Below are 24793 nucleotides of genomic sequence, written 5' to 3'. Positions count from 1 at the left end.
GAGCTTGTCGAATGGGCGAAGGGCTTGCGTAGGGGGCTTCGACAGGCTCAGCCCGAACGGGTGTATGGGTACTCATTTCAGCCGGTCCGATTTTTGGAAGGATTTCTGCCGCTTGAACATGCCCTTGCGGTAGAACGGGAACATCTGCAAATAGGTGCGCACCTTGAGCCAGCGGCCGTACAAGCCCAAGGGTTCAAACAGCACAAAGGCAATCAGTACGGTGCCGTAAATCACGTTTTTCAGGCCTGGGGCCTGGCCGATAAATTCGGGTAAAAATTCCTTCATGGCCGAGATGCCCTGCGGCAGGATGATCAGGAAAATGGCGCCCAGAAACACACCGTGCACCGAGCCCAGGCCGCCGATCACAATCATCAGCAGCAGGTCAATTGACTGCAACAGATTGAACTGGTCCGGCGAAATAAAGCGCAGGTTGTGGGCATACAGCGCGCCGGCAAACCCGGCCAGCGCGGCAGAGATAGAGAACGACAGCGTCTTGTAATACGCCAGGTGAATGCCCATGCTCTGCGCGGAAATTTCCGAATCGCGGATCGCTACAAACGCCCGCCCGGTGGGGCTGCGCAGCAGATTCAGAATGCCCAGCGTGCAGGCCACGGTGATGACCAGACAGACGAAGTAAAAACCTTCGCCGCCACCAATGTCGTGGCCGAACATCTTGATCGCTGCGACCGACTTGCCCGCGTTGCCACCGGTGACCGACTCCCAGCGTGCAAACACCTCTTCAATGATGAAGCCGAATGACAGCGTGGCCATGCCCAGGTAAATGCCCTTGAGCCGCAGGGCGGGCAATCCCACCACGATGCCGATCAGCGCGGAGAGAAAACCCGAGATGCCCAGCGACAGCAAAAAGGGCAGGCCTACCCCGGTCAGGTAGGCCTGTGTATAGGCACCCACGCCGAGGAAGGCTGCATGTCCCAGGGAGAACTGCCCGGTAAAGCCCGCCAGCAGCATCAGCCCCAGACCGGCGATGGCATAGATCAGCACCAGGTTGAGCTGCGCCAGGCTGTACTCCGTCAGCAGCCAGGGGGCGGCCAGCAGAAACACCATCAGCACGCTGTACCAGAAGACATGCCCGCCATGTTTGGCGAGGTTGATGTCCTGCGCGTAATCGGTTTTGAAGATGAAACGCATGTTATTTTCCCGCCGGGCCGCCCCAAGGGGAAATGGCCCCCTCGGGGGGCAGTGAAGTACACGAAGTGACGAACGTGGGGGTCATATTTTTAGACTTTTTTCCGGAGTTTTTCGCCAAACAGGCCATTGGGCTTGACCATCAACATGATCAGCACCACCACGTAGGCTGCGGTGTCCTTGAAGCCGTCCGGCAGGTAGAAGCCCGCGAGTGACTCCACCATGCCAATCACCAACCCGCCGACAATCGCGCCCGGCAGGCTGCCAAAACCGCCCACCACAGCAGCCGGGAAAGCTTTGAGGCCGATGAAACCCATGTTGGCGTGTACAAAGGTGATGGGCGCCAGCAGCAGGCCGGCAATCGCAGCGACTGCAGCGGCCAGGCCCCAGGCAATGCCATTGAGGCGTTGCACGGGGATGCCCATGTAATACGCGGCCAACTGGTTTTGCGACGCGGCCTGCATCGCAATGCCCAGCTTGCTGTAACGGAACAGTGCAAACAGCAGCGCGCACAGAATGCCGGTGGCGCCGATGATCACCAGATGTTCGACATTGAGCACGAGTGCACCTATGCCCATTTCGTTGCCGCCGAATTTCAGGATTTCATCTTTGTAGGGAACGGGCAGGGCGTTGGTGTCGGTGCCGATGCCGGGAATCATGGTGATCAGGCCACGTGCCACATAACCAATGCCGATGGTCAGCATCACGATGGAGAACGCAGGTTGCCCAAGGATGGGGCGAATCACAAGGCGCTCCAGCAGCACGCCGAAAGCCACCATGGCCAAGAGCACCGCGATGACTGCCAGCCAGTAGGGAAAGCCCAGCATGGTCATAGCCACCAGGCCGCCAAAGGCGCCCAGCATCATCAGCTCGCCCTGCGCGAAACTCACGGTTTCTGTTGCCTTGTAGATGAGCACAAAGCCCAGCGCAATCAGGCCGTAGATGCACCCCTGTGCGACCCCGCTGATCACCAATTGAAGAAATTGCACGCTGTCTCCTCTTGTTCTTTCGTTCGGTTATAGCGGGAGGCCCACAAAGCGCTGATAGGGTTGTCACTGATTTCCGCGGCTGTTTGGGGTCTATTTAATCGGCCGCATGAACAAAGCCGTAGAAACCCTAGTGCAAGGCCCAGTCACCATCGTGACATTGCAGCGCCCCGACGTGCGCAACGCTGTGGACGCCGACACTGCGCAGCAGTTGTATGCCGCATTTTCCGCATTCGAGGCCGATGCCTCGGCGCGCGTGGCGGTGTTCCACGGCGCACACGGACACTTTTGTGCGGGCTGGGATTTGCAGGCTGGTGCGCGCATGGCGCAGCAGATGCAGGCAGACGTTGATCCATTTGCCACATTGGATTTTTCCGCCAATGACTACGGTGCACCTGCTACGCCGAGCGGACCTGCGGGACCGATGGGCCCTTCGCGGCTGGTGCTCACCAAACCGGTCATCGCCGCCATCAGTGGCGCCGCAGTGGCGGGCGGCATGGAGTTGGCGTTGTGGTGCGACATGCGCGTAATGGAAGAAGACGCCTACTTCGGTGTGTATTGCCGCCGCTTTGGTGTGCCGTTGATCGATGGCGGCACGGTGCGTCTGCCGCGCCTCATTGGCATGGGCCACGCGATGGACCTGATCCTCACCGGGCGCAAAGTGGAAGCGGCCGAGGCCTTGCAGATGGGCCTGTGCAGCCGTGTGGTGCCCACGGGTCAGGCCCTGCGGGCTGCGGTGCAACTTGCCGAGCAGATCGCCGCCTTCCCGCAAAAAACCATGCTGGCTGACCGTGCCAGCGCCTACGCGCAGTGGGACCTGCCGCTGCCACAGGCACTGCACCAGGAGTGGCAACGCGGAAAGGCATGTATTGCCGAAGGGCTGCAAGGGGCGGGGCGCTTTGCAGCAGGTGCGGGGCGGCATGGTAAGTTTTGAGCTTTCTGACGACACCCGAAAAATCCATGTCCAAAATTGAAGAACGACTCGCAGCCTTGGGGCTGGTACTGCCCGCACCGATCAAACCGCCGCCGGGCGTCGTGCTGCCTTTCCGGGTTGTGCGCGTCATCGGCTCGCGCGCTTACATCTCGGGCCACAGCCCGCAAAACACCGACGGATCCATCGCCGCGCCGCTGGGCAAGCTCGGGCGTGATCTCACTGTGGCGCAGGGCTACACCGCTGCACGGCTGACCGCGCTGTCCATTCTGGGCAGTTTGCAGCGCACTCTGGGCGACCTGGATCGCATCACCAACTGGGTGCGTGTGTTCGGCATGGTGAATTCCGGCCCGGGCTTTAACCAGCAGCCCAGTGTGATCAACGGCTTCTCTGACCTCATCCTTGAACTCTGGGGCTCAGAAGCTGGCGCGCATTCGCGCAGCGCGGTGGGTATGGCCGAGCTGCCGTTTGATATTCCGGTGGAGATTGAGGGCGAAGTCGAGATTCGCAGCTAGCGTCAGAGCTGCAGTTCGGCTGGCAGGTACTTCGCCATCAGGTCTTCGTAATACGGCTTGAGTTCGGAGAGCACCGGCGGATTCGGGTTCTTGGAGTACAGGTCGTAGGGGTTGAACTTCTGCACCCAGTGCAGGTTGGCCCGGTCCGTGGCATCGGTCAGTTGCGTGTACTGGCCTTCGCGGTGCCACGCGTAGAACGAGTGGTAACGGATCATGTACAGCGCAGGCTCCGGCAGACAGTCCTTGAGCAGGTGGTAGAGGTACTCGTCGTGCCCCCAGGACATATGGATGTTGCCCAGACCACAGCCAGCCGTGTACACGCCGCAGGGCGTGTCGTATTGCGGATTGCTGTGGTCGGGGTTTAGCGCGAAAAATTCGGGAAACACAATCTTGTCGGAGTGCCTGCATCCCACCGGAAAGGTGTCGCCCACCACCGACCATTGCGGTTCGCCAAACAGGCACAACACTTTGCCCAGGTCATGGATAAACCCGGTGAGTACAAACCAGTCCGGGTGTCCGTCTGCGCGGATGGCTTCTGCCGTTTGCAGCAGGTGGCTGATTTGCGGCAGGTTGATATCGGGGTCGGACTCGTCGACCAGCGTATTGAGGTAGTCCAGCGCTGCCCAGGGCGTCATCGTGCGCTGGTTGAACGCCAGCCACTGCTTTTTCTTCTGCAGCACGAAGTCGTAGGTCTGGTGGATATGGTTGGTCCGGTAGAACTGCCGCACGCGTTCGATTTCCGGGGTGCTGTAGTCCCGAAACGCCGTGCGTTCGTCCTCTTCGGCCAGCCACTGGTTGGGCTCTGTGGCGGTTGCTGTGTTCATGGTGGAGGTCTCCTCAAAAGGGGCGCTACAGCGTTGCTGCCAGTGCGGCGAGCTGGTCGGTCGCGATGCCCCAGCCGACATGGAAACCCATGTCTTCGTGGGCCTTGGCATCTTCTGCCGTCCAGTGCCGCGCCCGCGCGGTGTAACGCGTCTTGCCGCCCTCATCTTCAAAGGTCAATACGCCGGTGAAGAAGGGTTTGGCGGACGGCACCCAGGCACCGGTGTAGGCGTCGGTGAACACCAGGCGTTCGTTTTTCACCACCTCCAGGTAGATGCCGGGGTTTTGCATTTCGGTGCCGTCGGGGCCTTGCATCACGATGTTGCTGGCGCCACCGGCGCGCAAATCCATCTCGGCGCGGATGGTTTTCCAGGGCGGCGGGGTGAACCACTGCACGATGAGGGCAGGCTCGGTCCAGCAGCGAAAGAGTTTCTCGCGCGGTACCGCAATCAGACGCGTGAGCACCAGCTCGCGGGGATCGGCAGAAGAAGTGGGAGTGGACATGGCTTGGCTCTTCGGTTGAAGGGTTTCAGGTTTCGAGGATGGTCTGGAAGCCACCGTAAATCATGCGTTTGCCGTCAAACGGCATGGGGCTGGCGCCGGGCTGCATGGCGGGTTCTTCCATCAGTGTTTTCCAGGCAGTGTCGCGTGCTTCGCGCGAGGGCCAAACGACCCAGGAAAACACCACACTCTCATGCGGTTCGCGTTGCACGGCCAAAGGGAAGGAGGTCTGCTTGCCTTCGGGCACGTCGTCGCCCCAGTTCTCCACAATCTTGAGCGCGCCATGCTTCTTGAACAACGCAGCGAACTGGGTCGCATAGGCCAGGTATTCCGCGCGTTTTTCCGTGGGCACGGCGGCTACAAATCCGTCAACATAGGTCATGCTGCTAGCTCCTTGAGGACCGTTGGAACTGCATTGGAGCCGCACCGTAGCGTTGCGTCAAGCCGGGTGCTTCCCTGAGAAATACACAAGAAATTAGCCTCTAGCCCCCGTGGGCATTGCGCAAGCAGCTACGAAATCAGGAGCAAATACAAGCCTGACCGTCGGAGCTGCCGCCCCTATTTTCTTTGAACACTTGCAGCCGTATCGTTCGGCCATGCGGCAACTGCCGTGACGCGCCCAGTACCCGCCAAAACGTCTCAGCGGGCCAGCAAGCTGCGTGCGCTGGAGTCGGTCATGGTGGTGTCCCGCATGGAGTTGGTTGCAAAAACGCGACCGTTCTTGACGTTGATGCCGACGCGTTGGCCCGCGTGTCCAAACATCCAGGTGTTGCCGTCAGCACCCGTGTGCAGTCCGAGCCCCCATTGCGGTGCGGCGTCCCAGTAGCCTTTGGCGACCAGTGGTTTGGCGGCTTCCTTCACAAATTCCTGCATGCAAGGGCTACCCGCTTTGTCGGTCAGGCGCTCCAGTACATACAGCCCTATGCGGGCAAAGTCCCGGGTGGTGGCAAAGAGCAAAACTTCCGCGATGCCATTGCCCTCACTGTCCAGGTACCAGGCAGCCGGAGATTCGCCCCCCGCCTGCTGCCAGACCGTGGCTTCGAACCAGGCGGGTAATGCCATGCCTGTGGCCTCGCGCACCACGATGCTGAGTGCTTCCGAATCCAGGCCGTTGTAGACAAACTTCTCGCCCGCCTTGAAGCGACCGCTGCCGCCGTACTTTTTGAGAAGCTCCACCAGCGACATCTTGTGTTCGGTCATGCTTTTGAAAGCTGGCAGGCTGTGAATGCCGACATAGCCGTTGCCACCCGGGTCTTCAGCACCGCTGGTGTAGCGCAGCAGATTGCGCACACTGGCCTCGCCGTAAGCGGTCCCTTTGAGCTGCGGCGCATAGAGCTGGGCCGGGTCATCCAGGCTCTTGATCTTTCCTGCACACAGCGCCTCGCCCACCGCCAGCGCGGGCCAGCTTTTGGTCATCGAATAGGCGTTCAGCGGTGTTTGCGCCGAGGCTCCCTGCGCGTACTCCTCGAAAACCAGGTTCCCGTTCTCAATGAGCAGGGCGGAATAGGCGCTGCTGGCGAAGGATTTGCCTTCGCGGGCAAGCCGTTGCGTGTTCTCGGTAGCGGGCGCGGGCGGGAGCACGCGCAGAGAGGCGGCGGGCTTGAATACATGCAGGCGTGAGGCGTGGGTGACCAGGCCGGACTGGATTCTCTCGGGGCTGTCCATCTGGTACCACGCCTGGGCCTGGGCAGTGCCGCAGGCCACAGTCAGCAGAGCCCAAGTCAGGTAGGTGTGTCGCATGGATCCGGTTCTCCCCCATATTCGCCTGACCCCGCGGGCGCGGGCCTGCGGCCAATATAGGGGAAAAAGCCGATTCAGCGCTTGGGTATTTCCCGGGGTTGCCCGTTGTCGTCAATTGCCACGTAGGTCAGCGATGCCTCGGTCACCTTGATGTACTGCCCCTGTGTGCGGAAGCGCTCGGTATAGGCCTCGACCTTGACCGTGATGGAGGTACGGCCCACCCGTGTGACGCGGGCGTAGAGCGAGAGAATGTCGCCCACGCGCACCGGTTGTTTGAAGATGAACTCGTTCACCGCCACCGTGGCCAGGCGCCCGTCGGCGATGCGGGCGGGCAGTACCGATCCGGCCAAGTCCACCTGGGCCATGACCCAACCGCCAAAGATATCGCCATTGCCATTGGTGTCGGCGGGCATGGGAATCACTTTGAGCACCAACTCGGCGTCAGTGGGTAATGAAACGGGGAGGGGGCTGTTGGGGCTGGACATGGTCACAATCCTATTCTGAACACGAAATAACGAATTTTCCCATGCGCGCCTCTGCCCCTTCTGCCTTGCCCCTCGCCGCGCCCCCCGCTGCCTCTGCCCCCCCCAAATCCGACTGGGCCACATTGCGCCGCCTGTTCCCTTATCTGTGGGTTTACAAATGGCGCGTGATAGCGGCGCTGGCCTTCATGATTGGTGCCAAGCTGGCCAACGTGGGGGTGCCGCTGCTGCTCAAGACCCTGGTGGACGCAATGACGCTCAAACCCGGTGATGCCACAGCCCTGCTGGTGGTGCCGGTGGCATTGCTGCTGGGGTATGGCGCGCTGCGCCTGTCCACTTCGCTGTTTGCCGAGCTGCGTGAGCTGGTGTTTGCGAAAGCTACGGAAGGCGCGTCGCGCAGCATCAGCCTAGAAGTGTTTCGCCACCTGCACGCCCTGAGCCTGCGCTTCCATTTGGAACGCCAGACCGGCGGCATGACACGCGACATCGAACGCGGCACGCGCGGTGTGCACCAACTCATCAGTTATTCGCTCTACAGCATCATCCCTACGCTGATCGAAGTGACACTGGTGCTCACGCTCCTGGCGGTCAAGTTTGACGTCTGGTTTGCCGGCATCACCATCGTGGCGCTGGTGGTCTACATCGCCTTCACCATCAGCGTGACCGAGTGGCGCACACAGTTCCGCAAGAAGATGAATGATATGGATTCCACGGCCCACAGCCGTGCCATCGACTCGTTGCTGAACTACGAGACCGTCAAGTACTTCAACAACGAAGAGTTCGAAGCTGCCCGTTACGACGAAAACCTGGAGCGTTACCGCCGTGCTGCGGTCAAGAGCCAGACCACGCTCTCATTGCTCAACACCGGCCAGCAACTCATCATCGCCGTGGCCCTGGTCACCATGCTGTGGCGCGCCACCCAGGGTGTGGTGGAAGGGCGCATGACGCTGGGCGACCTGGTGATGGTCAACGCCTTCATGATCCAGCTCTACATCCCGCTGAACTTTTTGGGCGTGATCTACCGCGAGATCAAGCAGAGCCTGACCGACCTGGAAAAGATGTTCACGCTGATGGAGCGAGAGCGCGAGATTGCCGACGTGCCCGGTGCACAGGCGCTGTCGTTGCCCCACGGCGCGAAGGACGCCAGCGTGCAGTTTGAGGACGTTACCTTCGGCTACGACCCCGCCAGAACCATCTTGCACCACATCAGCTTCGAGATTCCTGCCGGCAAGACCGTCGCCGTGGTCGGGCCCAGCGGCTCGGGCAAGTCCACGCTGGCACGGCTGTTGTTTCGCTTCTATGACGTGCAGCACGGTCGCATCGTGATTGGTGGGCAGGACATCAAGCAGGTCACCCAAAGCAGCGTGCGCCAGGCTCTGGGCATCGTGCCGCAAGACACCGTGTTGTTCAACGACACGGTGGAATACAACATCGCCTACGGTCGCCCCGGCGCCGGTCGTGCCGAGGTGGAGGCGGCGGCACGGGCTGCGCACATCCACGGCTTCATCTCCGCCGCGCCCAAGGGCTACGACACCATGGTCGGCGAGCGCGGGCTGAAGTTGTCCGGTGGCGAGAAGCAGCGCGTGGCGATTGCCCGCACGCTGCTGAAGAACCCGCCCATCATGATCTTCGACGAAGCCACCAGCGCGCTGGACAGCGCCAACGAACGCGCCATCCAGGCCGAGCTGCAAAACGTGGCCCACAACAAAACCACTCTGGTCATCGCACACCGCCTCTCCACCGTGGTGGACGCGCACGAAATCTTGGTCATGGACGCCGGCCGCATCATCGAACGTGGCAACCACGCCCAGCTGATGGCGACCAATGGCCGTTATGCGGCCATGTGGGCAATGCAGCAGAGTACGGAGTAAGTTTTAAGTTTTTTAGGCCTCTAGGCCTCATGGATTGTTCGCAAGCAGCTATACAAATAATAGCGATTTGGGGCGGCTTGCACGAAGGCGCAACAGCGCCGAGAGGACTAAAGCGTGCCCAAGCGCTGCAGAAACGCAGGCGGTACCGGCATCACCTTGCGGTCGTGCGCGGTGATGAAGACGATGCCGATCTTGCCCAACGCCACGTCGCGGTGGGTTTCTTTCTCGCGCATACGAAACTGCAGGTCAAAGCCGTATTTGTTGAAATCGGTCGGCCCCATCTCCACCTGCATGGTCTCGCCGTGGAAGCCTTCGGACTTGTACTGCGCCACGATGTCACCCACCACGATCAGCGCACCTTCCACACCCGATTCAAAGTAGCCCAGCGCCTTGAAAAAGCGCACCCGCGCCTCCGACACCAGTGTGAGCAGTTGCGCGTTGTCCAAGTGCCCGCCCTGGTTGACGTGGCTGATGTAGATCTGGATGTCGGTGGCAAACGGGTATGTATTGGCGGGAGTGAGTTGGATGCGTGGCATGGTGAGCGCGGTGTGTACTGGCACCATCCTACCGCCAGATGGCGGCCCCGCTACACTCCCTGCTCTTTTCAATGGACCGATCTTCCCCATGGATTTCCTGCTTGCCCTGTCGCTTCTGGCCCTTGCCGCGCACTTTCTGAAATTGCGCGAGCAGCGCCGCCGCATTGCCCTGCTGGGCAGCCATCTGGGTGCCTATGAGATCGAGAGCCTGATGGAGACGCTGACTGCGGCGTACCAGCGCGCGCTGGGCGAGGTCGATGCCGCGCGCCAGACGCAGATATGGGAGCTGCAGGCCAGCGCTGAGGCGCGCCTGAGTGGCCAGTTTCAGCGGTTTGCCGATGGCTTTGCCCAAGTGGATGCCGCGCAGGCGCGTGTGAGTACGCTGCCCATTGCCGTGCCCTACGCCACGCAGTGGGCGCCGGGCGCTACCTTCGATGTGCGTGCCGCGCTGCGTGTGCACGCCACCGGCTTGACCCAGGCCGCCAACAACAGCCTGCAGCAAAACCCCAGGGGTCGGGCCTTCACGCTCTTGGCCGAGCTGATGTTGATGCAGCACACCTGCCACTGGTTCTGCCGCTCCAAGGGCGTGGCCTCGGCCCGCCTGCTGTTGCGCCACCAGACAGCGTATGCGCAGGTGCTGGAGGCGGTGTCACCGCAGACGCGCAAGTCCTACAACGCGGTGCTGGCTGGCTAAGTCAGCCCGCTGATCTGGTCCTGCGCGATGGCCGCGTCCAGCGTGTCCAGCAGCGTCTTGCGCACCTTGAGTTTGGTGGCCGCGTGTGACTTGAGGTTGATTTTCTTGAAGTGCCGGGCCATGGCCAACGCGGCGGGCATCAGTTCTTCGGGGGCCACCACCGCGTCCAGAAAGCCCGCGCCCATGGCGGACTGCGGATTGAACATTTCGGCGTTGATGACGGCGCGCTGGAAGGCTGTCTTGCGCAGCCGGTCGCGCGCCAACGCGATGCCCACGTGGTGCATGGTGATGCCGATCTGCACTTCGTTCAGCCCGATGGTGAACGCCCCTTCTACGCCCACGCGGTAGTCCGCGCTGAGCAGCAGAAACGCGCCCTTGGCCACCGCGTGGCCGGAGCAGGCCACGATGATGGGGGTAGGGTGGGCCAGCATGCGCCGCGCAAGCGTGCTGCCCGCAGTGACCAGTGTGATTGCGTCTTGCGGTGATGCCGTCATCACCTTGAGGTCGTAACCGGCCGACAACATGCCGGGCTGGCCGGTCAGGATGACGATGGCCTTGTCCTCTGTGGCGCGGTCCAACGCGGCATTCAGTGCGGTGATGACGTCGGGCGAGATGGCGTTGGCTTTGCCGTTGGCCAGCGTTAGCGTGGCAATGCCATCGTCCAGTTGGTAAGAAACAAGTTCGGTCATGGTGTTTTTCCTCGGGTGATTTCTCCGCTGATTGTCACTGCGGTTTTATGGCGTCTGCTTCCTCTGTCCTATGTGAGGGGCCGGGCGTTCCAGCCTTCCAGGAAAACGTCAGCCGGTTGCGGCTTGCCAAACAGGTAGCCCTGGATCTGTTCGCACCCCGCCTGTTGCAGAAATGCCAGTTGGGCCAGTGTCTCCACCCCCTCGGCCACGGTGGACAGGCCCAGGCTCTGCGCCATGCCGATCACGGCGCGGATGATGGATTCGTCGCCGCCGTTGTCACCGATACCCACGACAAACGACCGGTCTATCTTCAGCGTCTGGATCGGCAACAGCTTCAGGTACGACAGCGAGGAATAACCCGTCCCAAAGTCGTCCACCGCGAGCCGCACGCCCAGTTCCGAGAGTTGTTTCATCACGCTGATGGCATCGTCCGCGTCCATGATGACGGACTCGGTGATCTCCAGCTCCAGCATCTCGGGTGCCAGGCCGTTTTCTTGCAAGGCGCTGCGCACGGTTTCCAGGATGTCGGCGCGCTCCAGTTGCCGCACCGACAGGTTGACCGAGATTTGCGGAATGTCTACGCCTTGCGCGCGCCAAAGCGCCAGTTGGCTGCAGGCCTGGCGCAGCACCCATTCACCCAGCTCGACGATATAACCCGACTCTTCCGCAATTGGGATAAAACGCGCCGGTGGCACGGCACCCAGCTCGGGGTTGGTCCAGCGCACCAGGGCCTCTGCCCCGCTGGGCGTGGCCTGGCTGCCCAGCGCCATCTTGATCTGGTAGTGCACATCGAGCTCGTTGTTCGTGATGGCGTGGCGCAGCAGCCGGTCCAGTTGGGCGCGTTCGCGCGCCGACTGGGTCATCTCTGGCGTGTAGAAGTGGTAGGTATTGCGGCCGTGTTTTTTGGCCTGGTACATGGCCGTATCGGCCGCGCGCAACAGGTCATCGGGCGTGGTGCCGTCGGCCGGGTACAGGCTGATGCCGATGCTGGCAGAAATGCGCACCTCATGGCCACGCAGGGTCATCGGGCTGGCCACACAGGCAATCAGTTTCTCGGCGACCTGGCTGGCCTCAAACGGAGCCTGCAGGTTTTCCAGCACACAGACAAACTCGTCACCGCCCAGGCGGGCCAGCAGATCACCGCTGCGCAAATGTTGGCTCAGGCGGGTAGACACTTCGCGCAGCAACTCATCGCCCGCGCTGTGGCCCATGGTGTCGTTGACTTCCTTGAAACGGTCCAGGTCAATGAACAACACCCCGACCTGGTGTTTGTGCCGCTGCGCATTGCCCACGCTGCGCGGCAACTGCTCGGTGAACAGCAGGCGGTTGGGCAGGCCGGTCAGCGGATCGTGGTGGGCCAGGTGCTCCAGCCGCGTTTCGGCACGCTTGCGCTCGGCTACCTCTTCCTGCAGTTTGTCGTTGATGGTGCCCAGCTCTGCGGTGCGCTCGGCCACACGTGCGTCCAGTTCGCGGTTGGACTCCACCAGGCGTTCTTCCTGGTTGCGCAGCACCTCCTGGGCGTAGCGCACCACCAGTAGCTGCACCAGGTACAGCACCACCATCACCAGCGAGCCGGACACCACCACCTCCAGCAGCACCCGGCCCAGGTTGTGCATGGCGGGTGTCACATCCTGGTAGACCTCCAGCACACCCGTCACACGGTCCGGGGCGGGCAAGGGCAGGTAGCTGGAGACCACCTCAATGTCGGATAGCGTGCCCTCGAAGCTGTCGAATTGGTTGCGGTGTGTCAGCTCGCTGGCGCTGCGGCCGGCCAGCGCGGCCTGAAAACCGGCGTTGCCGCGCTTGTCTTCACCGATCTGGCGTGGGTCGGAAGAGAACACCGTCAGCCCGTCGCGGTTATAGACCTTGACCTTGATGATGTGGGAGCGCGCCATCAGTGTGGCGGTGCGTTCCTGCAGGTCGGCCATGCGCGCGTCGGCGCGCAGTGCGTCGCCGGAGCGCCCGGTGGAATCGGCCAGCAGCACAGAAAACTCGGGCCACAGCTGGTTGATGAAAACCTGCCCCATGGCCTCGTTGTGCCCCTCGGCCATCTTGTTGACTTGCTGCGTGGCCTGGTGGCGTGCCGACAGACCCAGCACCCCACCGGCGACCAGAATCAGTGCCATAGACAGCACCGAAAAATAGCGTGTCAGGCGGAAGGTCTTGAAAGTAGCCACGGCAACAGTTGGTCTTCTTTCAGCAAGGTACAGGGGCGGGGGTGGCGACCAGTTTACGCCCAACCTGTGCCCGGCGTCGAGTCCCAAGCCTGCGCGGATAATCCGGGTATGGAAACCAAATGGCTTGAAGACTTCGTCAGTCTGGCGGAAACCCGCAGTTTCAGCCGCTCCGCGCAACTGCGCCATGTCACGCAACCTGCCTTCTCGCGGCGTATCCAGTCGCTGGAGGCGTGGGCTGGTACCGATCTGGTGGACCGCAGCTCCTACCCCACGCGTCTGACACCTGCGGGCGAGACCCTGTACGGCCAGTCGCTGGAGATGCTGCAGTCGCTGCAAAGCACACGCGCCATGCTGCGCGGCCACACCGCGGCGGGGCAGGATTTCATTGAATTCGCGGTGCCGCATACGCTGGCCTTCACCTTCTTTCCGGCCTGGGTCAGCAGCCTGCGCGAGAACTTTGGCCCCATCAAGAGCCGCCTGATTGCGCTCAACGTGCATGACGCCGTGATGCGCCTGGTGGAGGGCAGTTGTGACTTGCTGATCGCTTACCACCACAGCGCCCAGCCGTTCCAGCTGGACGCGGACCGTTACGAGATGGTGAGTCTGGGTGAAGAGGTGATTGCGCCGTATGCACGCGCCGATGCCAATGGCGAACCGCTGTTTCGTCTGCCGGGGCGCCTGGAGCAGCCTCTGCCGTACCTGGGTTATGCGCCGGGCGCTTACCTGGGTCAGGTGGCTGAATTGATCTTGAAGCAATCGGGTGTGGCCATGCACCTGGACCGGGTGTATGAGACCGATATGGCCGAAGGTCTGAAGGCCATGGCGATGGAAGGGCACGGCATTGCCTTTTTGCCGCAAAGCGCCATCCGCAAGGAGTTGCGTGCCAAAAAGCTGGTGAGCGCTGCCCCGGCGGGTATGTCGGGCATGCAAATCACCATGGACATGCGGGCCTACCGCGAAAAGCCGCTGGGCAAGGAAGCCTACAGTGGCAAAGCGCCCAAAAGTGCCGCGCAGGCGCTGTGGGCGTATCTGCAGACACAAAGCAAGACCGCATAGATCGTCAGCAGGCGCTCAAGGCACGGGTTTTGCGTAAATGTGAGAATCGAAAGTTCGTTGGGTCTTTAAACATGCATATTTCAAAGAAAATTTCACAGGCCGCGCTGGTCTGTCTGGTCGCTGTAGCGGGAGTGTCGACCGCAGCCGGCGCAACCCCCATCCTGGAGCGGATTGCCAGCGGTGGCAAGCTGGTCATCGCGCACCGCGAGTCGTCCATTCCGTTCTCCTACCTAGACGGCAACAAACAGCCGGTGGGTTACGCCATCGACCTGTGCCTGAAGATTGCTGACGCGGTGCGCAAGAAAACCGGTGCCAAGAACATGGCGGTGGAGTTCCTGATGGTCACCTCGGCCAACCGCATCGCCACCATTGAACAGGGCAAGGCCGATCTGGAGTGTGGCTCCACCACCAACAACCAGGAACGCCGCGCCAAAGTGGCCTTCACCATTCCGCATTTCATCACCGGCGCACGCCTGCTGGTGCGCGCAGAAAGCCCCGTCGTACGGATTGAAGACCTGAGCAACAAAAAACTGGTGTCTACCAAAGACACCACGCCCCTCAAGGCTGCCGAGCAGGCCAACCGGGAACGGCTGCTGAACGTCACCATCCTGCAGTCTGCAGACCACGCCAAGGGCGTGGACATGGTGGAGAGCGGTGAGGCCGACGCCTTCATCATGGACGACGTGTTGCTCTACGGCCTGGCAGCGAGCCGCAAGAACCCGGCCGCCCTCAAGGTGGTGGGCAAGTTTTTGACCACCGAGCCCCTGGCCATCATGCTGCCCAAGGATGATCCTGAGTTCAAGAAGGTCGTGGACGAAGAGATGCGCCGGCTGATCCTGAGCCGCGACATCAATCCGATTTATGAAAAATGGTTCCTGCAACCGATTCCGCCCAAGGGCACATCGCTGAACATGCCCGTGAGTTACCTGCTCAAGGACTTCTGGAAATACCCGTCGGACTTTGTGCCGTTTTAAGCTGGCCTGAGGCGGGGCCGTGATTTGGGACAATAGCGGGTATGACCTCTTCCATCACCCTGACCCGCCCTGACGACTGGCACCTGCATGTGCGCGACGGCGACGCCCTGCACACCGTAGTGCCCCACACCGCCGCCCAGTTTGGCCGCGCCATCATCATGCCCAACCTGAAGCCGCCGGTGACCACTGCGGCGCAGGCACTGGCCTACAAGGCCCGCATCCAGGCGGCCGTGCCTGCCGGTGTGGCCTTTGAGCCGTTGATGACGCTGTACCTCACCGACAACTTGCCCGCTGACGAGGTCGCACGCGCCAAAGACGCTGGTGTGGTGGCCGCCAAACTCTACCCCGCTGGCGCCACGACCAATAGCGACGCAGGTGTGACCGACTTGCGCAAGACCTACAAGACGCTGGAAGCCATGCAAAAGGCCGGCCTGCTGCTGCTGGTGCACGGCGAAGTGACCAGCAGCGACATTGACCTGTTCGACCGCGAAGCCGTGTTCATCGATACCCAGATCATTCCGCTGCGCAAGGACTTCCCGGAACTGAAGATCGTCTTCGAGCACATCACGACGAAAGAGGCTGCGCAGTACGTGGCGGCGTCGGACCGGTTCACGGGTGCGACCATCACCGCCCACCACCTGCTCTACAACCGCAACGCCATCTTCACCGGCGGCATCCGCCCGCACTACTATTGCCTGCCCGTGTTGAAACGCGAGACACACCGCCAGGCGCTGGTGCAAGCGGCAACCAGCGGGTCGCCCAAATTTTTCCTGGGCACCGACAGCGCACCACACGCTGCACACCTGAAAGAACACGCCAGCGGCTGCGCCGGTTGTTACACCGCACACGCGGCGATGGAGCTGTATGCGCAGGCCTTTGACACCGCGGGTGCACTCGACAAGCTGGAAGGTTTTGCCAGCTTTCATGGTGCCGATTTCTACGGCCTGCCGCGCAACGCTGGCAGCATCACACTCAAACGCGAAGCCTGGACGCCGCCCGAGAGCTACGCCTTTGGCGAAGCCAACCTCAAACCCCTGGCCGGTGGTGAACCCTTGCAGTGGCGTTTGGTGGGTTGATGCGTTTTAGCGCATGGCACTCCCGTTCGCCCTGAGCTTGTCGAAGGGCTTCGACAAGCTCAGGGCGAACGGTATTTAGCAATGGACATAAAGGCCATTGACTGGTCTGCGCCCTGGCTGGCGCCCTACAGGGCGCAAGGGGCCCAGTTGGCCAGTCATGTAGATGCAGGGCAGAGTTGTGCTGAAGCACTCAACACGGGTGTAAGCCCCGTGCGCTTTGTGCCGCAATCCGCCTTGCCCACAGGCGTGGCCTACGAACAGTTCATCTTCGATACGCAGCAGGTGCCCACACGTGACGGCCTGCATGATTTTTTCAACGGTCTGTGTTGGCTGCACTTCCCGGCCACCAAGACAAAACTCAACCAACTGCAGGCCGCGCAGATTGCGCAGACCGGCATACAGCCCGTGCGCGGGCCTGCACGGGATGCGCTGACGGTGTTTGACGAGAATGCAGCCTTTTTGCAGGCACCCGACGCGTTGTGGGACGCGCTGGCGGCCAAAGACTGGGGCGCAGTGTTTGGCAATCTGCGCCCGTTGTGGGACGAGGCGCACCTGGTGCTCTTTGGCCACGCGCTTTTGGAGAAGCTGGTTTCTCCACGAAAAGCGATCACAGCCCACGTCTACCGTGCGCAAGAAGCTATCAATTCAGTAGCAAATCTGGATGACTGGATGGCGCAGGACATCAGTGCCGAGAAGCTGGCAGGCAAGCCGTTTGTACATTTGCCGGTGCTGGGCGTTCCTGGCTGGTGGGTCGCCAATGCCGCGCCGGATTTTTATGCCGATACCAGTGTGTTTCGCCCGCCGCGCATCTGAGCCCTGCGCCACATGCGGGTGACAGACCAGGCCCTAAATGCCTTGAAAATCCGGGGCCAATTTGCCCCGAAAACCTTGAAATCCGTGAAAGCGCCCTTACCATTCCCGGCAACGACTTTTGTTACCCGTCGTTTTTGAAAGAAACCATGAAACGCATTCTTCTGTTTGTCCTGACCAACGTAATGGTCGTAGCCGTGCTGGGCATTGTGGCCAGCCTGCTCGGGGTCAACCGTTTTCTCACCTCCAATGGCCTGAACCTGGTCTCCCTGCTGGGCTTCGCCCTGGTCATGGGGTTTGGTGGCGCCATCATCTCCCTGCTGATCAGCAAGCCCATGGCCAAGTGGACCTCGGGTGTGCGCGTGATCGAGCAACCACAAAACGTGGACGAAGCCTGGATTGTGGAAACCGTGCGCAAGTTCGCTGACAAGGCCGGCATCGGCATGCCCGAAGTCGGCATTTTTGACGGCGCACCTAACGCCTTTGCTACGGGTGCGTTCAAGAACTCCGCTTTGGTGGCGGTGTCCACAGGCCTGTTGCAAGGCATGACCCGCGAAGAAATCGAGGCCGTGATCGGCCACGAAATCGCCCACGTGGCGAATGGCGACATGGTCACCATGACGTTGATCCAGGGCGTGATGAACACCTTTGTGGTGTTCCTGAGCCGTGTGATCGGCTACGCGGTGGACAGCTTCCTGCGTAAGGGTGATGACCGCAGCTCCGGCCCCGGTATCGGCTATTACATCAGCACCATCGTACTGGACATCGTGCTCGGTTTTGCTGCCGCCATCGTGGTGGCCTGGTTCTCGCGCCAGCGCGAGTTCCGTGCCGACGCAGGCGCCGCCCAACTGATGGGCCGCAAACAACCCATGATCAACGCGCTGGCGCGTCTGGGTGGCATGACGCCCGGTGAGTTGCCCAAGAGCGTGGCGGCCATGGGTATTGCCGGTGGCATCGGCCAGTTGTTCTCGACCCACCCGCCGATCGAAGAGCGTATTGCTGCGCTGCAGACGGCATCCAATACCTGACCGGCGCGGCCTCGCGGCTGCGCCTTCAACCCCTTTGTGTCATTGGCGCAAAGGGGTTTTGTTTTTGGGGCACGCTTGGCCCCACTATCTATCCACTACGCGCACACTTTCATGGAACTCTCTACCTGGCTCGCCTTCTTTGCTGCTTCCTGGGCTATCAGCATTTCACCCGGCGCTGGTGCGGTTGCAGCCATGAGTGCGGGCTTGAACCACGGCTTCAAGCGCGGCTACATCACCACCATCGGGCTGGTGCTGGGCATCTGGACGCAGATTCTCGTGGTGGGAGTGGGGCTGGGTGCGGTGGTCGCGGCCTCCGGCACGGCGTTTTTGGTGATCAAGTGGTTAGGCGTGGCTTACCTGGTCTGGCTGGGTATTGCACAGTGGCGCGCGCCCGCCGTGCCCATGGCGGCGCAGACCGAAGAGGGCAGCCAGGTCAGCGTGCGCACCATGGTCCTGCGTGCCTGGATGATCAACGCGGTTAATCCCAAGGGCACGGTGTTTCTGTTGGCCGTGGTGCCGCAATTCCTGGACCTATCCGCACCGCTGGCACCGCAGTATCTCGTTATCGGTGCCACGCTGGGCTTTACCGATCTGGTCGTGATGGGTGGCTACACCGCACTGGCGGCGCGTGTGCTGCGCGCGCTCAAGTCCGAGTCACACCTGCGCGCCATGAACCGCGTGTTTGGCGGCCTCTTCGTCGCAGCAGGCACCTTGCTGGCGTTCTTCAAACGCGCAGCCTGAAGGTCTTGGCGGTAGCGGTTCAAGAGCGTCTGCAGGGCGCTCTTTTTTTGCCACGTCGGCGTGGGGAAATACGTCCAGCGTTTTGTTGAGCAGACACCGTAGCACGGTGTCTTGGCCGGGCTCGGAAGCGGTATGTCGGCATCCAGAAACTCTTTGACATAACCGCTCTGATGTAGCGCACGCGCCCACGAATAACGGCGTTCCATGACCTGCCTATGACGGGGTGGTGCAGCCCCGCACATCGCAAGGGCTTCGGTGTGCGCAATCAAAGTGTCACGCATGGTTTCTACGCTTCGGGTCTTCGCAACATGTGGTGCGAAATTCTCTACAACAGGCAATTAGGAATCAATATGCAATTCAAGAAAAGCAAGCTCGTTTCACGCTTGGCTTGTCTCGGTATCGTCATGGCCAGCGGCCATGCCATGGCCCAAGCGGCGCCCGAATTCACCTGGTACGGACGCATCGATATGGGCGTTGAAAACAACGATGACGGCAAACTGGTTCGCAATCTTTCGCAGAGCTATGGTTCCCGTCTGGGCATCAAGGGCGAGAAGCGCCTCAAGGGTGATCTGACCGGCATTTTCCAGGTGGAAACTTCCATCGCCGCGGACGATACCGCCAACAGCAAGGCCTTTGCCAGCCGCAACAGTTTTGTGGGCCTGAAGGCAGACTCCTGGGGGCGTTTTCTGATGGGTACCTACGACATGCCGCTGAAAGACTTGCAGGGGACCGCAGGCCCCATGTACGGCAGCGCAGACGCGCTCGAAGTGGTGGTGAACGGCAAGGGCACCAAGAACAGCGTCGCCACTGCTTCGCAGTTCGCCAATATTCACACCCGCCAGACCAATGTGGTGCACTACACGAGCCCCAAGTTCTCGAACGTGGTGGTCAAGGCTGCTTACGGACTGGATGAACCTGCTGCCGCCGTCACCACCCGCGCGCCTGTGTGGGGCACTTCGGTTGAATACGATGACGGCACATGGAATGCTGGCTTGGCGTTTGAGAACAAGGAAAACGCAACCAACCCGGTGACCGCTGGCACCGCACCTTTTGGCAACCTCTCTGCCCGCAAACTGACAGTGGGGGGCAAGTGGGGTGATTTCACGGCGGGCCTGGCGCTCAGCACCATTGACAACGGTCTGAACGGTACCGTTGGGCGCCTGAACAACAACTGGGTTGTGGCCACTACGTACAAGGTCGGCGATCTCACCTACAAGGGGACCTACGGTGCTTCGACCGAAACCCAGAGTGGTGCGGCGGACGACTACACCATGGTGGCTCTCGGCGTGGACTACGCTCTGGACAAGACGGTCACGCTGTACGGCTACTGGACCCAGATCGTCAACAACAGCAACGGCAAGGCCCGTTTTGAAGCCGGTGAGAACAAGTACTCGCCCGTGGGTGGGGACGATCCCCGCGTTCTGGGCGTAGGCATTCGCTACAACTTTTAAGTAGCCCGCACGGCTGTCATCACGACAGCCCAGTAGACAGATACCAAGGTTAAACCGCCGACCCATCCTCTCACGAGGGTGGTCGGCGGCTTTTTTATGCCTGTTCCAACAGCGAAAGTGCCAGCGCTTCCGCCACCCGGATGCCGTCGACCCCGGCTGACAGAATGCCGCCCGCATAAGAAGCGCCTTCACCTGCCGGGTAGAGGCCGCGTACGTTGCTGCATTGCAGGTCTTCGCCGCGCGGGATTTTGATGGGGCTGGAGGTGCGGGTTTCCACGCCGGTGAGTACGGCGTCGGCCATGTCAAAGCCTTTGATCTTCTTGCCAAAGGCGGGCAGGGCTTCGCGGATCGCTTCAATGGCGTAGCCGGGCAGGCTCGGTGCCAGGTCGCCCAGTTTCACGCCCGGTTTGTAGGAGGGCTGCACGCTGCCAAAGGCGCTGGATGGCTTGGCGGTTATGAAGTCGCCCACCAGTTGCCCCGGCGCTTCGTAGGTGGCGCCGCCCAACATGTAGGCGCTGGATTCGAGCTGGCGCTGCAGCGCGATGCCCGACATGGGATGGGCCGCTTTCGCGTCGCCCGCCTTCAGCGTGGCGGCTTCCTGCGCATAACGCCGGCCCTTTTCTTCGCCAAAGGCGTGCACCATGGCGGCTTCGTCATCGGGGTAGTCGGGCGGGTCAATGCCCACCACGATGCCTGCATTGGCATTGCGTTCATTACGCGAGTACTGGCTCATGCCGTTGGTGACCACGCGCCCGGGTTCGCTGGTGGCGGCCACCACGGTGCCGCCGGGGCACATGCAGAAGCTGTAGACCGAGCGCCCGTTGGCCGCGTGGTGCACCAGCTTGTAGTCGGCCGCGCCCAAGAGCGGGTGGCCGGCGTGGCGGCCCCAGCGTGCGCGGTCGATCACGCCTTGCGGATGTTCAATGCGAAAGCCCACCGAGAAGGGTTTGGCGTGCATGGCCACGCCGCGCTCGTAGAGCATGGCAAAGGTGTCGCGGGCGCTGTGGCCCAGGGCCATGACCACGTGGCGGGCGGGCAGCGTGGTGATGCTGCCATTCTGAAGATTTTCGACCTCTAGCCCGCACAGGGATTGCGTACCCAGCTCATTTTTTAATAGCACATCAACGACGCGCTGCTCAAACCGGATCTCACCGCCCAGCGCAATGATCTGCGCGCGGATGCCCTCCACCACCTTCACCAGCTTGAAGGTACCGATGTGCGGGTGTGCTTCGTACAGGATTTCGGCGGGCGCGCCGTGTTCCACAAACTCGTGCATCACCTTGCGGCCCAGAAAACGCGGGTCCTTGATCTGGCTGTAAAGCTTGCCGTCCGAAAAGGTACCGGCACCGCCTTCGCCAAACTGCACATTGCTTTCGGGGTTCAGCGTCTTCTTGCGCCACAGGCCCCAGGTGTCCTTGGTGCGTTCACGCACGGTCTTGCCGCGTTCCAACACGATGGGCCTGAAGCCCATTTGTGCCAGCACCAGCGCCGCAAACATGCCGCAGGGGCCAAAGCCCACGACCACGGGGCGCTCCTGCAAATCTGCTGGGGCCTGGGCGACCGGGCGGTACGCCATGTCGGGCGTGGGCCCGATATGGGGGTGCCCGGGAAAACGGGCCAGCAAGGCGGTTTCCTGCGCAGGTTGCGCTAGCGTGATATCGGCGATATAGACCGCCAGCAGCTCCGCCTTGCGTGCGTCAAAGCTGCGTTTGAACACCTGCAGGTCGGCGATGTCTGCGGCATCCACGCCCAGCGCACTCGCGCACATTTGCTTCAGCGCAGGGATGGGGTGGGCGACCGGTGCACGGTCGGCTTCGGTTTCCGTGGGCGCATCGGCGGCGCGGCGGGCCTCTACGGGCAGGGCGGATAGCGGGAGTTTGAGTTCGGTAATGCGGATCATGGGGGCTCGTAGTTATCAAGCAGAACCCCAATTTTAGTTTCTTGCGGTGCCGGTTCTGTCTGTCGAACCCCGCACCGCACATTGCGGCTTATGCAAAGATTCAGTGGCGGCGCTGGCGCAGCATCTCAGAGGGGCTGTGGCCAAACAGTTTTTTGTAGTCGTTGGAGAACTGGCTGAAATGCCAGAAGCCCCAGTCCGCCGCCACATCGCGCACCGTTTTCGACGCGGCTGCAGCGTCGCGCAAATGCCTGCGTGCACCATTGAGTCGCACGATGCGCAGGTACTGCATAGGGTTGATGCCCAGCACGTCCTCAAAGCAGTATTGCAGCGTGCGGCGGCTTACAAACAGCTTGTCGCACAGCGCGGGTACGGTCAGGGCCTGGTCGTGGTGCTCCCGCACGTAGTCCTGTGCCTTCGCGACAATGCGCTGGCGCCGGGCAAAGCTGGTGGGCATGGCCGCATCGGGCGCACGCGTGTCGAGCAAGGGCAGCAGTGCGTCAAATACGCATTGCTGTGCGGTGTTTGCCTCGTTGTGGGGCGCCATGGGCTGCAGTAGCTCTGCCAGGGCATGCACGCATGTGCGACGGAGGCCTGGGTGGGCATGCACACGTTCCGTGCGACCCAACTGGTTCCAATCCAGTGCGTAGCCCCCGCGGTCCGCCGCATTCTGCAGGGCGTCCAGACGGACCACCACGCCATAGATCGTGTAATCGGCCGGTGTCATCAACTCAAACTCGCAGGCACCCGGGCGCACCATGATGGCGTCTTTCTCTGCCACGCGGCCATTGATGCGCGTGGCCTGGGCCGAGTAGGGCAGGCCAAACCAAACGGCATCTGGCCAGACGCAACAGGACTGGTGCATGCCCTGGCTCGTGCTCTCCCGAAAAACCTGCATGTGGGGCAACTGCAGTTCTTCCAGCAAGCCATGGAAAACGCCCGCTGTCATCTGGTCATAACGCTGCTCCCAGTTGGTCAGGTTGTTGGCGTGCTCATCCGCATCGGTGGCTTCAACGATGCGGGTCTGCAGTGGCAGCGGGTAGTGGATGGTCATGGTGTGTTCCGGTCGCCCAGTCCATGCACCAGCGCACCGTCAAAGTGCGGGATGCAACTTTGCCGAATTTCGATACCGCGCCGGGACAGGACTGCCTACATTCGTCGCATGCAAAGCCCGTGCCGATTTAGGGGGCTCTCTTTTTCTATCCATGTCGGAGGAATTTCATGCAAGCTGGCAATTCATCTTCGGGCACCCATGTGCTCAAACCGGTGCTCAGCACCCTGCAACTCTGGGGGATCGCGGTCGGCCTGGTGATCTCGGGCGAGTATTTCGGCTGGAGTTTCGGGTGGGCGTCTGCCGGCACCCTGGGCTTTACCGTCACGGCTTTGTTCATTGCCGCCATGTACGCCACGTTCATTTTCAGCTTCACCGAGCTGACGACGTCCATTCCGCACGCCGGCGGTCCTTTTGCCTATAGCAAGCGTGCATTTGGGCCCACGGGCGGGTACCTGGCTGGCGCGGCAACCTTGGTGGAGTTTGTGTTTGCCCCGCCTGCCATCTCCTTGGCGATTGGTGCTTACCTCAATGTGCAGTTCCCCGGACTAGACCCCAAGTTGGCCGCTTTGGGCGCCTATCTGGTGTTCATGACGCTCAATATTGTTGGCGTGCAAATTGCGGCGACTTTTGAGCTGTGTGTGACCATCTTGGCCATCTTCGAGTTGCTGGTGTTCATGGGTGTGGTGTCTCCCGGTTTCTCCATGGCCAATTTCACCAAAGGCGGCTGGTCCGGTCAGGACAGCTTCAGCCTCGCAGCCATTCCCGGCATGTTTGCCGCGATTCCGTTTGCCATCTGGTTTTTCCTGGCGATTGAAGGCGTGGCCATGGCCGCTGAAGAGGCCAAAGACCCCAAGCGCTCTATCCCGATCGCTTACATCGCGGGCATTTTGACGCTGGTATTTTTGGCCGTGGGCGTGATGGTGTTTGCCGGTGGTGCCGGCGACTGGACCAAGCTCGCCAATATCAATGACCCCTTGCCCCAAGCCATGAAGTTGATCGTGGGTGAAAACAGCGGCTGGTTGCACATGCTGGTGTGGTTGGGCCTGTTTGGTTTGGTGGCCTCGTTCCACGGCATCATTTTGGGCTACTCCCGCCAGATCTATGCACTGTCTCGCGAGGCCTATTTGCCCGCGTACTTCGCCAAGGTGCACCCCCGCTTCAAGACGCCACACCGCGCCATTTTGGCCGGCGGCGTCATTGGTATTGCGGCCATCTACAGTGACGAGTTGATCACCATTGGCGGCCAGTCCCTGACGGCGAATATCGTCACCATGTCGGTATTCGGCGCCATCCTGATGTACATCTTGAGCATGCTGAGCTTGTTCAAATTGCGCCGTTCAGAGCCTGACATGGTGCGCCCTTTCCGTGCGCCTCTGTACCCCTATTTCCCGGCGTTTGCCCTGTTTGGTGCATTGGTGTGCATGGCCACCATGATTTACTACAACCCGCTGATCTTCGGTTTGTTTGTGGGCTTCCTGGTGCTGGGCTACGGCTACTTTAAGATGACAGGACAACAACGCGCTGCGGCCTTGCCAATTGACATGGCAGCGCCCATTGCCAAGTAAATAAACGGGGCCAAGTCCCCCCATTTGCCTTGCCAACACACTCCTATCGCC

General features: G+C 61.3%; 24 protein-coding genes. 12 read left to right on the top strand and 12 right to left on the bottom strand.

Features of this window, described 5'->3' with window-relative positions; genetic code table 11:
* Window positions 1-72: 72 nt before the first annotated feature.
* The gene (locus RS694_RS17470; RefSeq protein WP_029705407.1) at window positions 73-1149 is read right to left on the bottom strand and encodes a branched-chain amino acid ABC transporter permease; all 1077 of its coding nucleotides are present in this window, start codon (window positions 1147-1149) and stop codon (window positions 73-75) included.
* A gap of 89 nt (window positions 1150-1238) precedes the next feature.
* Window positions 1239-2135 carry a branched-chain amino acid ABC transporter permease gene (locus tag RS694_RS17465; protein ID WP_029705408.1) on the bottom strand — a complete coding sequence of 299 codons (897 nt, stop codon included), beginning with the start codon at window positions 2133-2135 and terminating at the stop codon, window positions 1239-1241.
* 106 nt (window positions 2136-2241) lie between these two features.
* On the opposite strand from RS694_RS17465, the gene RS694_RS17460 reads away from it, so the two are divergent.
* Both RS694_RS17460 and RS694_RS17455 read left to right on the top strand, forming a co-directional pair.
* Window positions 2242-3066 (top strand): crotonase/enoyl-CoA hydratase family protein, encoded by an 825-nt coding sequence (locus RS694_RS17460; protein ID WP_029705410.1) that lies wholly within the window; start codon window positions 2242-2244, stop codon window positions 3064-3066.
* Between the two features lie 26 nt (window positions 3067-3092).
* On the top strand, window positions 3093-3578 hold the full coding sequence (locus tag RS694_RS17455; RefSeq protein WP_029705411.1) for a RidA family protein: 486 nt from the start codon (window positions 3093-3095) through the stop codon (window positions 3576-3578).
* 2 nt (window positions 3579-3580) lie between these two features.
* Here the strand turns inward: RS694_RS17455 and RS694_RS17450 are convergent, their stop codons facing one another.
* From RS694_RS17450 to RS694_RS17430, 5 genes are all read right to left on the bottom strand, one after another.
* On the bottom strand, window positions 3581-4402 hold the full coding sequence (locus RS694_RS17450; protein ID WP_029705412.1) for an inositol oxygenase family protein: 822 nt from the start codon (window positions 4400-4402) through the stop codon (window positions 3581-3583).
* A 25-nt stretch (window positions 4403-4427) separates the two neighbouring features.
* Window positions 4428-4904, bottom strand: a complete 477-nt coding sequence (locus RS694_RS17445; RefSeq protein ID WP_029705414.1) for an SRPBCC family protein — start codon at window positions 4902-4904, stop codon at window positions 4428-4430.
* Between the two features lie 25 nt (window positions 4905-4929).
* Window positions 4930-5283: a DUF1428 domain-containing protein gene (locus RS694_RS17440; protein ID WP_029705415.1), complete on the bottom strand. Its 354-nt coding sequence runs from the start codon at window positions 5281-5283 to the stop codon at window positions 4930-4932.
* 257 nt (window positions 5284-5540) lie between these two features.
* Entirely contained in the window at window positions 5541-6641 is a 1101-nt protein-coding gene (locus tag RS694_RS17435; RefSeq protein WP_029705416.1) for a serine hydrolase domain-containing protein, read from the bottom strand.
* Window positions 6642-6715: 74 nt separating this feature from the next.
* Window positions 6716-7126 (bottom strand): acyl-CoA thioesterase, encoded by a 411-nt coding sequence (locus RS694_RS17430; RefSeq protein WP_029705417.1) that lies wholly within the window; start codon window positions 7124-7126, stop codon window positions 6716-6718.
* A gap of 41 nt (window positions 7127-7167) precedes the next feature.
* On the opposite strand from RS694_RS17430, the gene RS694_RS17425 reads away from it, so the two are divergent.
* Complete coding sequence (locus RS694_RS17425; RefSeq protein ID WP_076069861.1) at window positions 7168-8994, top strand: ABCB family ABC transporter ATP-binding protein/permease; 1827 nt, start codon at window positions 7168-7170, stop codon at window positions 8992-8994.
* Window positions 8995-9101: 107 nt separating this feature from the next.
* On the opposite strand, the gene RS694_RS17420 is transcribed toward RS694_RS17425, so the two are convergent.
* Window positions 9102-9530 (bottom strand): acyl-CoA thioesterase, encoded by a 429-nt coding sequence (locus RS694_RS17420; RefSeq protein ID WP_029707859.1) that lies wholly within the window; start codon window positions 9528-9530, stop codon window positions 9102-9104.
* Between the two features lie 88 nt (window positions 9531-9618).
* Between RS694_RS17420 and RS694_RS17415 the strand changes: the two genes are divergently transcribed.
* Window positions 9619-10224, top strand: a complete 606-nt coding sequence (locus tag RS694_RS17415; RefSeq protein ID WP_029707858.1) for a hypothetical protein — start codon at window positions 9619-9621, stop codon at window positions 10222-10224.
* Here the strand turns inward: RS694_RS17415 and RS694_RS17410 are convergent.
* Together RS694_RS17410 and RS694_RS17405 are read right to left on the bottom strand one after the other, a co-directional pair.
* Window positions 10221-10913, bottom strand: a complete 693-nt coding sequence (locus RS694_RS17410) for a crotonase/enoyl-CoA hydratase family protein (RefSeq protein ID WP_029707856.1) — start codon at window positions 10911-10913, stop codon at window positions 10221-10223. The two genes, RS694_RS17415 and RS694_RS17410, sit on opposite strands and share 4 nt — an antisense overlap.
* Window positions 10914-10981: 68 nt before the next feature.
* Complete coding sequence (locus RS694_RS17405; RefSeq protein WP_051391887.1) at window positions 10982-13090, bottom strand: putative bifunctional diguanylate cyclase/phosphodiesterase; 2109 nt, start codon at window positions 13088-13090, stop codon at window positions 10982-10984.
* Between the two features lie 108 nt (window positions 13091-13198).
* Here RS694_RS17405 and RS694_RS17400 point away from each other — a divergent pair, with 108 nt between their 5' ends.
* The 7 genes from RS694_RS17400 to RS694_RS17370 all read left to right on the top strand — a co-directional run bounded on the left by RS694_RS17400 (window position 13199) and on the right by RS694_RS17370 (window position 20226).
* Window positions 13199-14146 carry a LysR substrate-binding domain-containing protein gene (locus RS694_RS17400; RefSeq protein WP_029707852.1) on the top strand — a complete coding sequence of 316 codons (948 nt, stop codon included), beginning with the start codon at window positions 13199-13201 and terminating at the stop codon, window positions 14144-14146.
* A gap of 71 nt (window positions 14147-14217) precedes the next feature.
* Window positions 14218-15120: an amino acid ABC transporter substrate-binding protein gene (locus tag RS694_RS17395; RefSeq protein ID WP_051391886.1), complete on the top strand. Its 903-nt coding sequence runs from the start codon at window positions 14218-14220 to the stop codon at window positions 15118-15120.
* Between the two features lie 41 nt (window positions 15121-15161).
* Window positions 15162-16196, top strand: a complete 1035-nt coding sequence (pyrC, locus tag RS694_RS17390) for a dihydroorotase (protein ID WP_029707849.1) — start codon at window positions 15162-15164, stop codon at window positions 16194-16196.
* Between the two features lie 81 nt (window positions 16197-16277).
* Window positions 16278-17009: a DUF3025 domain-containing protein gene (locus RS694_RS17385; RefSeq protein WP_029707848.1), complete on the top strand. Its 732-nt coding sequence runs from the start codon at window positions 16278-16280 to the stop codon at window positions 17007-17009.
* A 146-nt stretch (window positions 17010-17155) separates the two neighbouring features.
* The gene (gene htpX / locus RS694_RS17380; protein ID WP_029707847.1) at window positions 17156-18034 is read left to right on the top strand and encodes a protease HtpX; all 879 of its coding nucleotides are present in this window, start codon (window positions 17156-17158) and stop codon (window positions 18032-18034) included.
* 111 nt (window positions 18035-18145) lie between these two features.
* The gene (locus RS694_RS17375; RefSeq protein ID WP_029707846.1) at window positions 18146-18775 is read left to right on the top strand and encodes a LysE family transporter; all 630 of its coding nucleotides are present in this window, start codon (window positions 18146-18148) and stop codon (window positions 18773-18775) included.
* A 350-nt stretch (window positions 18776-19125) separates the two neighbouring features.
* On the top strand, window positions 19126-20226 hold the full coding sequence (locus tag RS694_RS17370; protein ID WP_029707845.1) for a porin: 1101 nt from the start codon (window positions 19126-19128) through the stop codon (window positions 20224-20226).
* A gap of 94 nt (window positions 20227-20320) precedes the next feature.
* Here the strand turns inward: RS694_RS17370 and RS694_RS17365 are convergent, their stop codons facing one another.
* Window positions 20321-22126, bottom strand: a complete 1806-nt coding sequence (locus RS694_RS17365) for an NAD(P)/FAD-dependent oxidoreductase (RefSeq protein WP_029707844.1) — start codon at window positions 22124-22126, stop codon at window positions 20321-20323.
* A gap of 100 nt (window positions 22127-22226) precedes the next feature.
* Complete coding sequence (locus RS694_RS17360) at window positions 22227-23177, bottom strand: helix-turn-helix domain-containing protein (protein WP_029707843.1); 951 nt, start codon at window positions 23175-23177, stop codon at window positions 22227-22229.
* Between the two features lie 167 nt (window positions 23178-23344).
* On the opposite strand from RS694_RS17360, the gene eat reads away from it, so the two are divergent.
* A complete protein-coding gene (gene eat, locus RS694_RS17355) occupies window positions 23345-24742 on the top strand; it encodes an ethanolamine permease (RefSeq protein WP_029707841.1) in 1398 nt (465 codons plus the stop codon).
* Window positions 24743-24793: the final 51 nt, after the last annotated feature.

The organism is Rhodoferax saidenbachensis, assembly GCF_001955715.1.
Taxonomy (GTDB): domain Bacteria; phylum Pseudomonadota; class Gammaproteobacteria; order Burkholderiales; family Burkholderiaceae_C; genus Allorhodoferax; species Allorhodoferax saidenbachensis.
The sequence above is the reverse complement of the archived record's forward strand: the minus strand, read 5'-3'. Positions and strand labels throughout refer to the sequence as shown.

Bases quoted from the DNA above. Each gene is read 5' to 3' on its own strand.
- RS694_RS17455 (WP_029705411.1), top strand. From the start codon at position 3,093: ATGTCCAAAATTGAAGAACGACTCGCAGCCTTGGGGCTGGTACTGCCC.
- pyrC (WP_029707849.1), top strand. From the start codon at position 15,162: ATGACCTCTTCCATCACCCTGACCCGCCCTGACGACTGGCACCTGCAT.
- eat (WP_029707841.1), top strand. From the start codon at position 23,345: ATGCAAGCTGGCAATTCATCTTCGGGCACCCATGTGCTCAAACCGGTG.
- RS694_RS17425 (WP_076069861.1), top strand. From the start codon at position 7,168: ATGCGCGCCTCTGCCCCTTCTGCCTTGCCCCTCGCCGCGCCCCCCGCT.
- RS694_RS17450 (WP_029705412.1), bottom strand. From the start codon at position 4,402: ATGAACACAGCAACCGCCACAGAGCCCAACCAGTGGCTGGCCGAAGAG.
- htpX (WP_029707847.1), top strand. From the start codon at position 17,156: ATGAAACGCATTCTTCTGTTTGTCCTGACCAACGTAATGGTCGTAGCC.
- RS694_RS17435 (WP_029705416.1), bottom strand. From the start codon at position 6,641: ATGCGACACACCTACCTGACTTGGGCTCTGCTGACTGTGGCCTGCGGC.
- RS694_RS17415 (WP_029707858.1), top strand. From the start codon at position 9,619: ATGGATTTCCTGCTTGCCCTGTCGCTTCTGGCCCTTGCCGCGCACTTT.
- RS694_RS17395 (WP_051391886.1), top strand. From the start codon at position 14,218: ATGCATATTTCAAAGAAAATTTCACAGGCCGCGCTGGTCTGTCTGGTC.
- RS694_RS17445 (WP_029705414.1), bottom strand. From the start codon at position 4,904: ATGTCCACTCCCACTTCTTCTGCCGATCCCCGCGAGCTGGTGCTCACG.
- RS694_RS17470 (WP_029705407.1), bottom strand. From the start codon at position 1,149: ATGCGTTTCATCTTCAAAACCGATTACGCGCAGGACATCAACCTCGCC.
- RS694_RS17385 (WP_029707848.1), top strand. From the start codon at position 16,278: ATGGACATAAAGGCCATTGACTGGTCTGCGCCCTGGCTGGCGCCCTAC.
- RS694_RS17360 (WP_029707843.1), bottom strand. From the start codon at position 23,177: ATGACCATCCACTACCCGCTGCCACTGCAGACCCGCATCGTTGAAGCC.
- RS694_RS17410 (WP_029707856.1), bottom strand. From the start codon at position 10,913: ATGACCGAACTTGTTTCTTACCAACTGGACGATGGCATTGCCACGCTA.
- RS694_RS17370 (WP_029707845.1), top strand. From the start codon at position 19,126: ATGCAATTCAAGAAAAGCAAGCTCGTTTCACGCTTGGCTTGTCTCGGT.
- RS694_RS17375 (WP_029707846.1), top strand. From the start codon at position 18,146: ATGGAACTCTCTACCTGGCTCGCCTTCTTTGCTGCTTCCTGGGCTATC.
- RS694_RS17420 (WP_029707859.1), bottom strand. From the start codon at position 9,530: ATGCCACGCATCCAACTCACTCCCGCCAATACATACCCGTTTGCCACC.
- RS694_RS17460 (WP_029705410.1), top strand. From the start codon at position 2,242: ATGAACAAAGCCGTAGAAACCCTAGTGCAAGGCCCAGTCACCATCGTG.
- RS694_RS17440 (WP_029705415.1), bottom strand. From the start codon at position 5,283: ATGACCTATGTTGACGGATTTGTAGCCGCCGTGCCCACGGAAAAACGC.
- RS694_RS17430 (WP_029705417.1), bottom strand. From the start codon at position 7,126: ATGTCCAGCCCCAACAGCCCCCTCCCCGTTTCATTACCCACTGACGCC.
- RS694_RS17400 (WP_029707852.1), top strand. From the start codon at position 13,199: ATGGAAACCAAATGGCTTGAAGACTTCGTCAGTCTGGCGGAAACCCGC.
- RS694_RS17365 (WP_029707844.1), bottom strand. From the start codon at position 22,126: ATGATCCGCATTACCGAACTCAAACTCCCGCTATCCGCCCTGCCCGTA.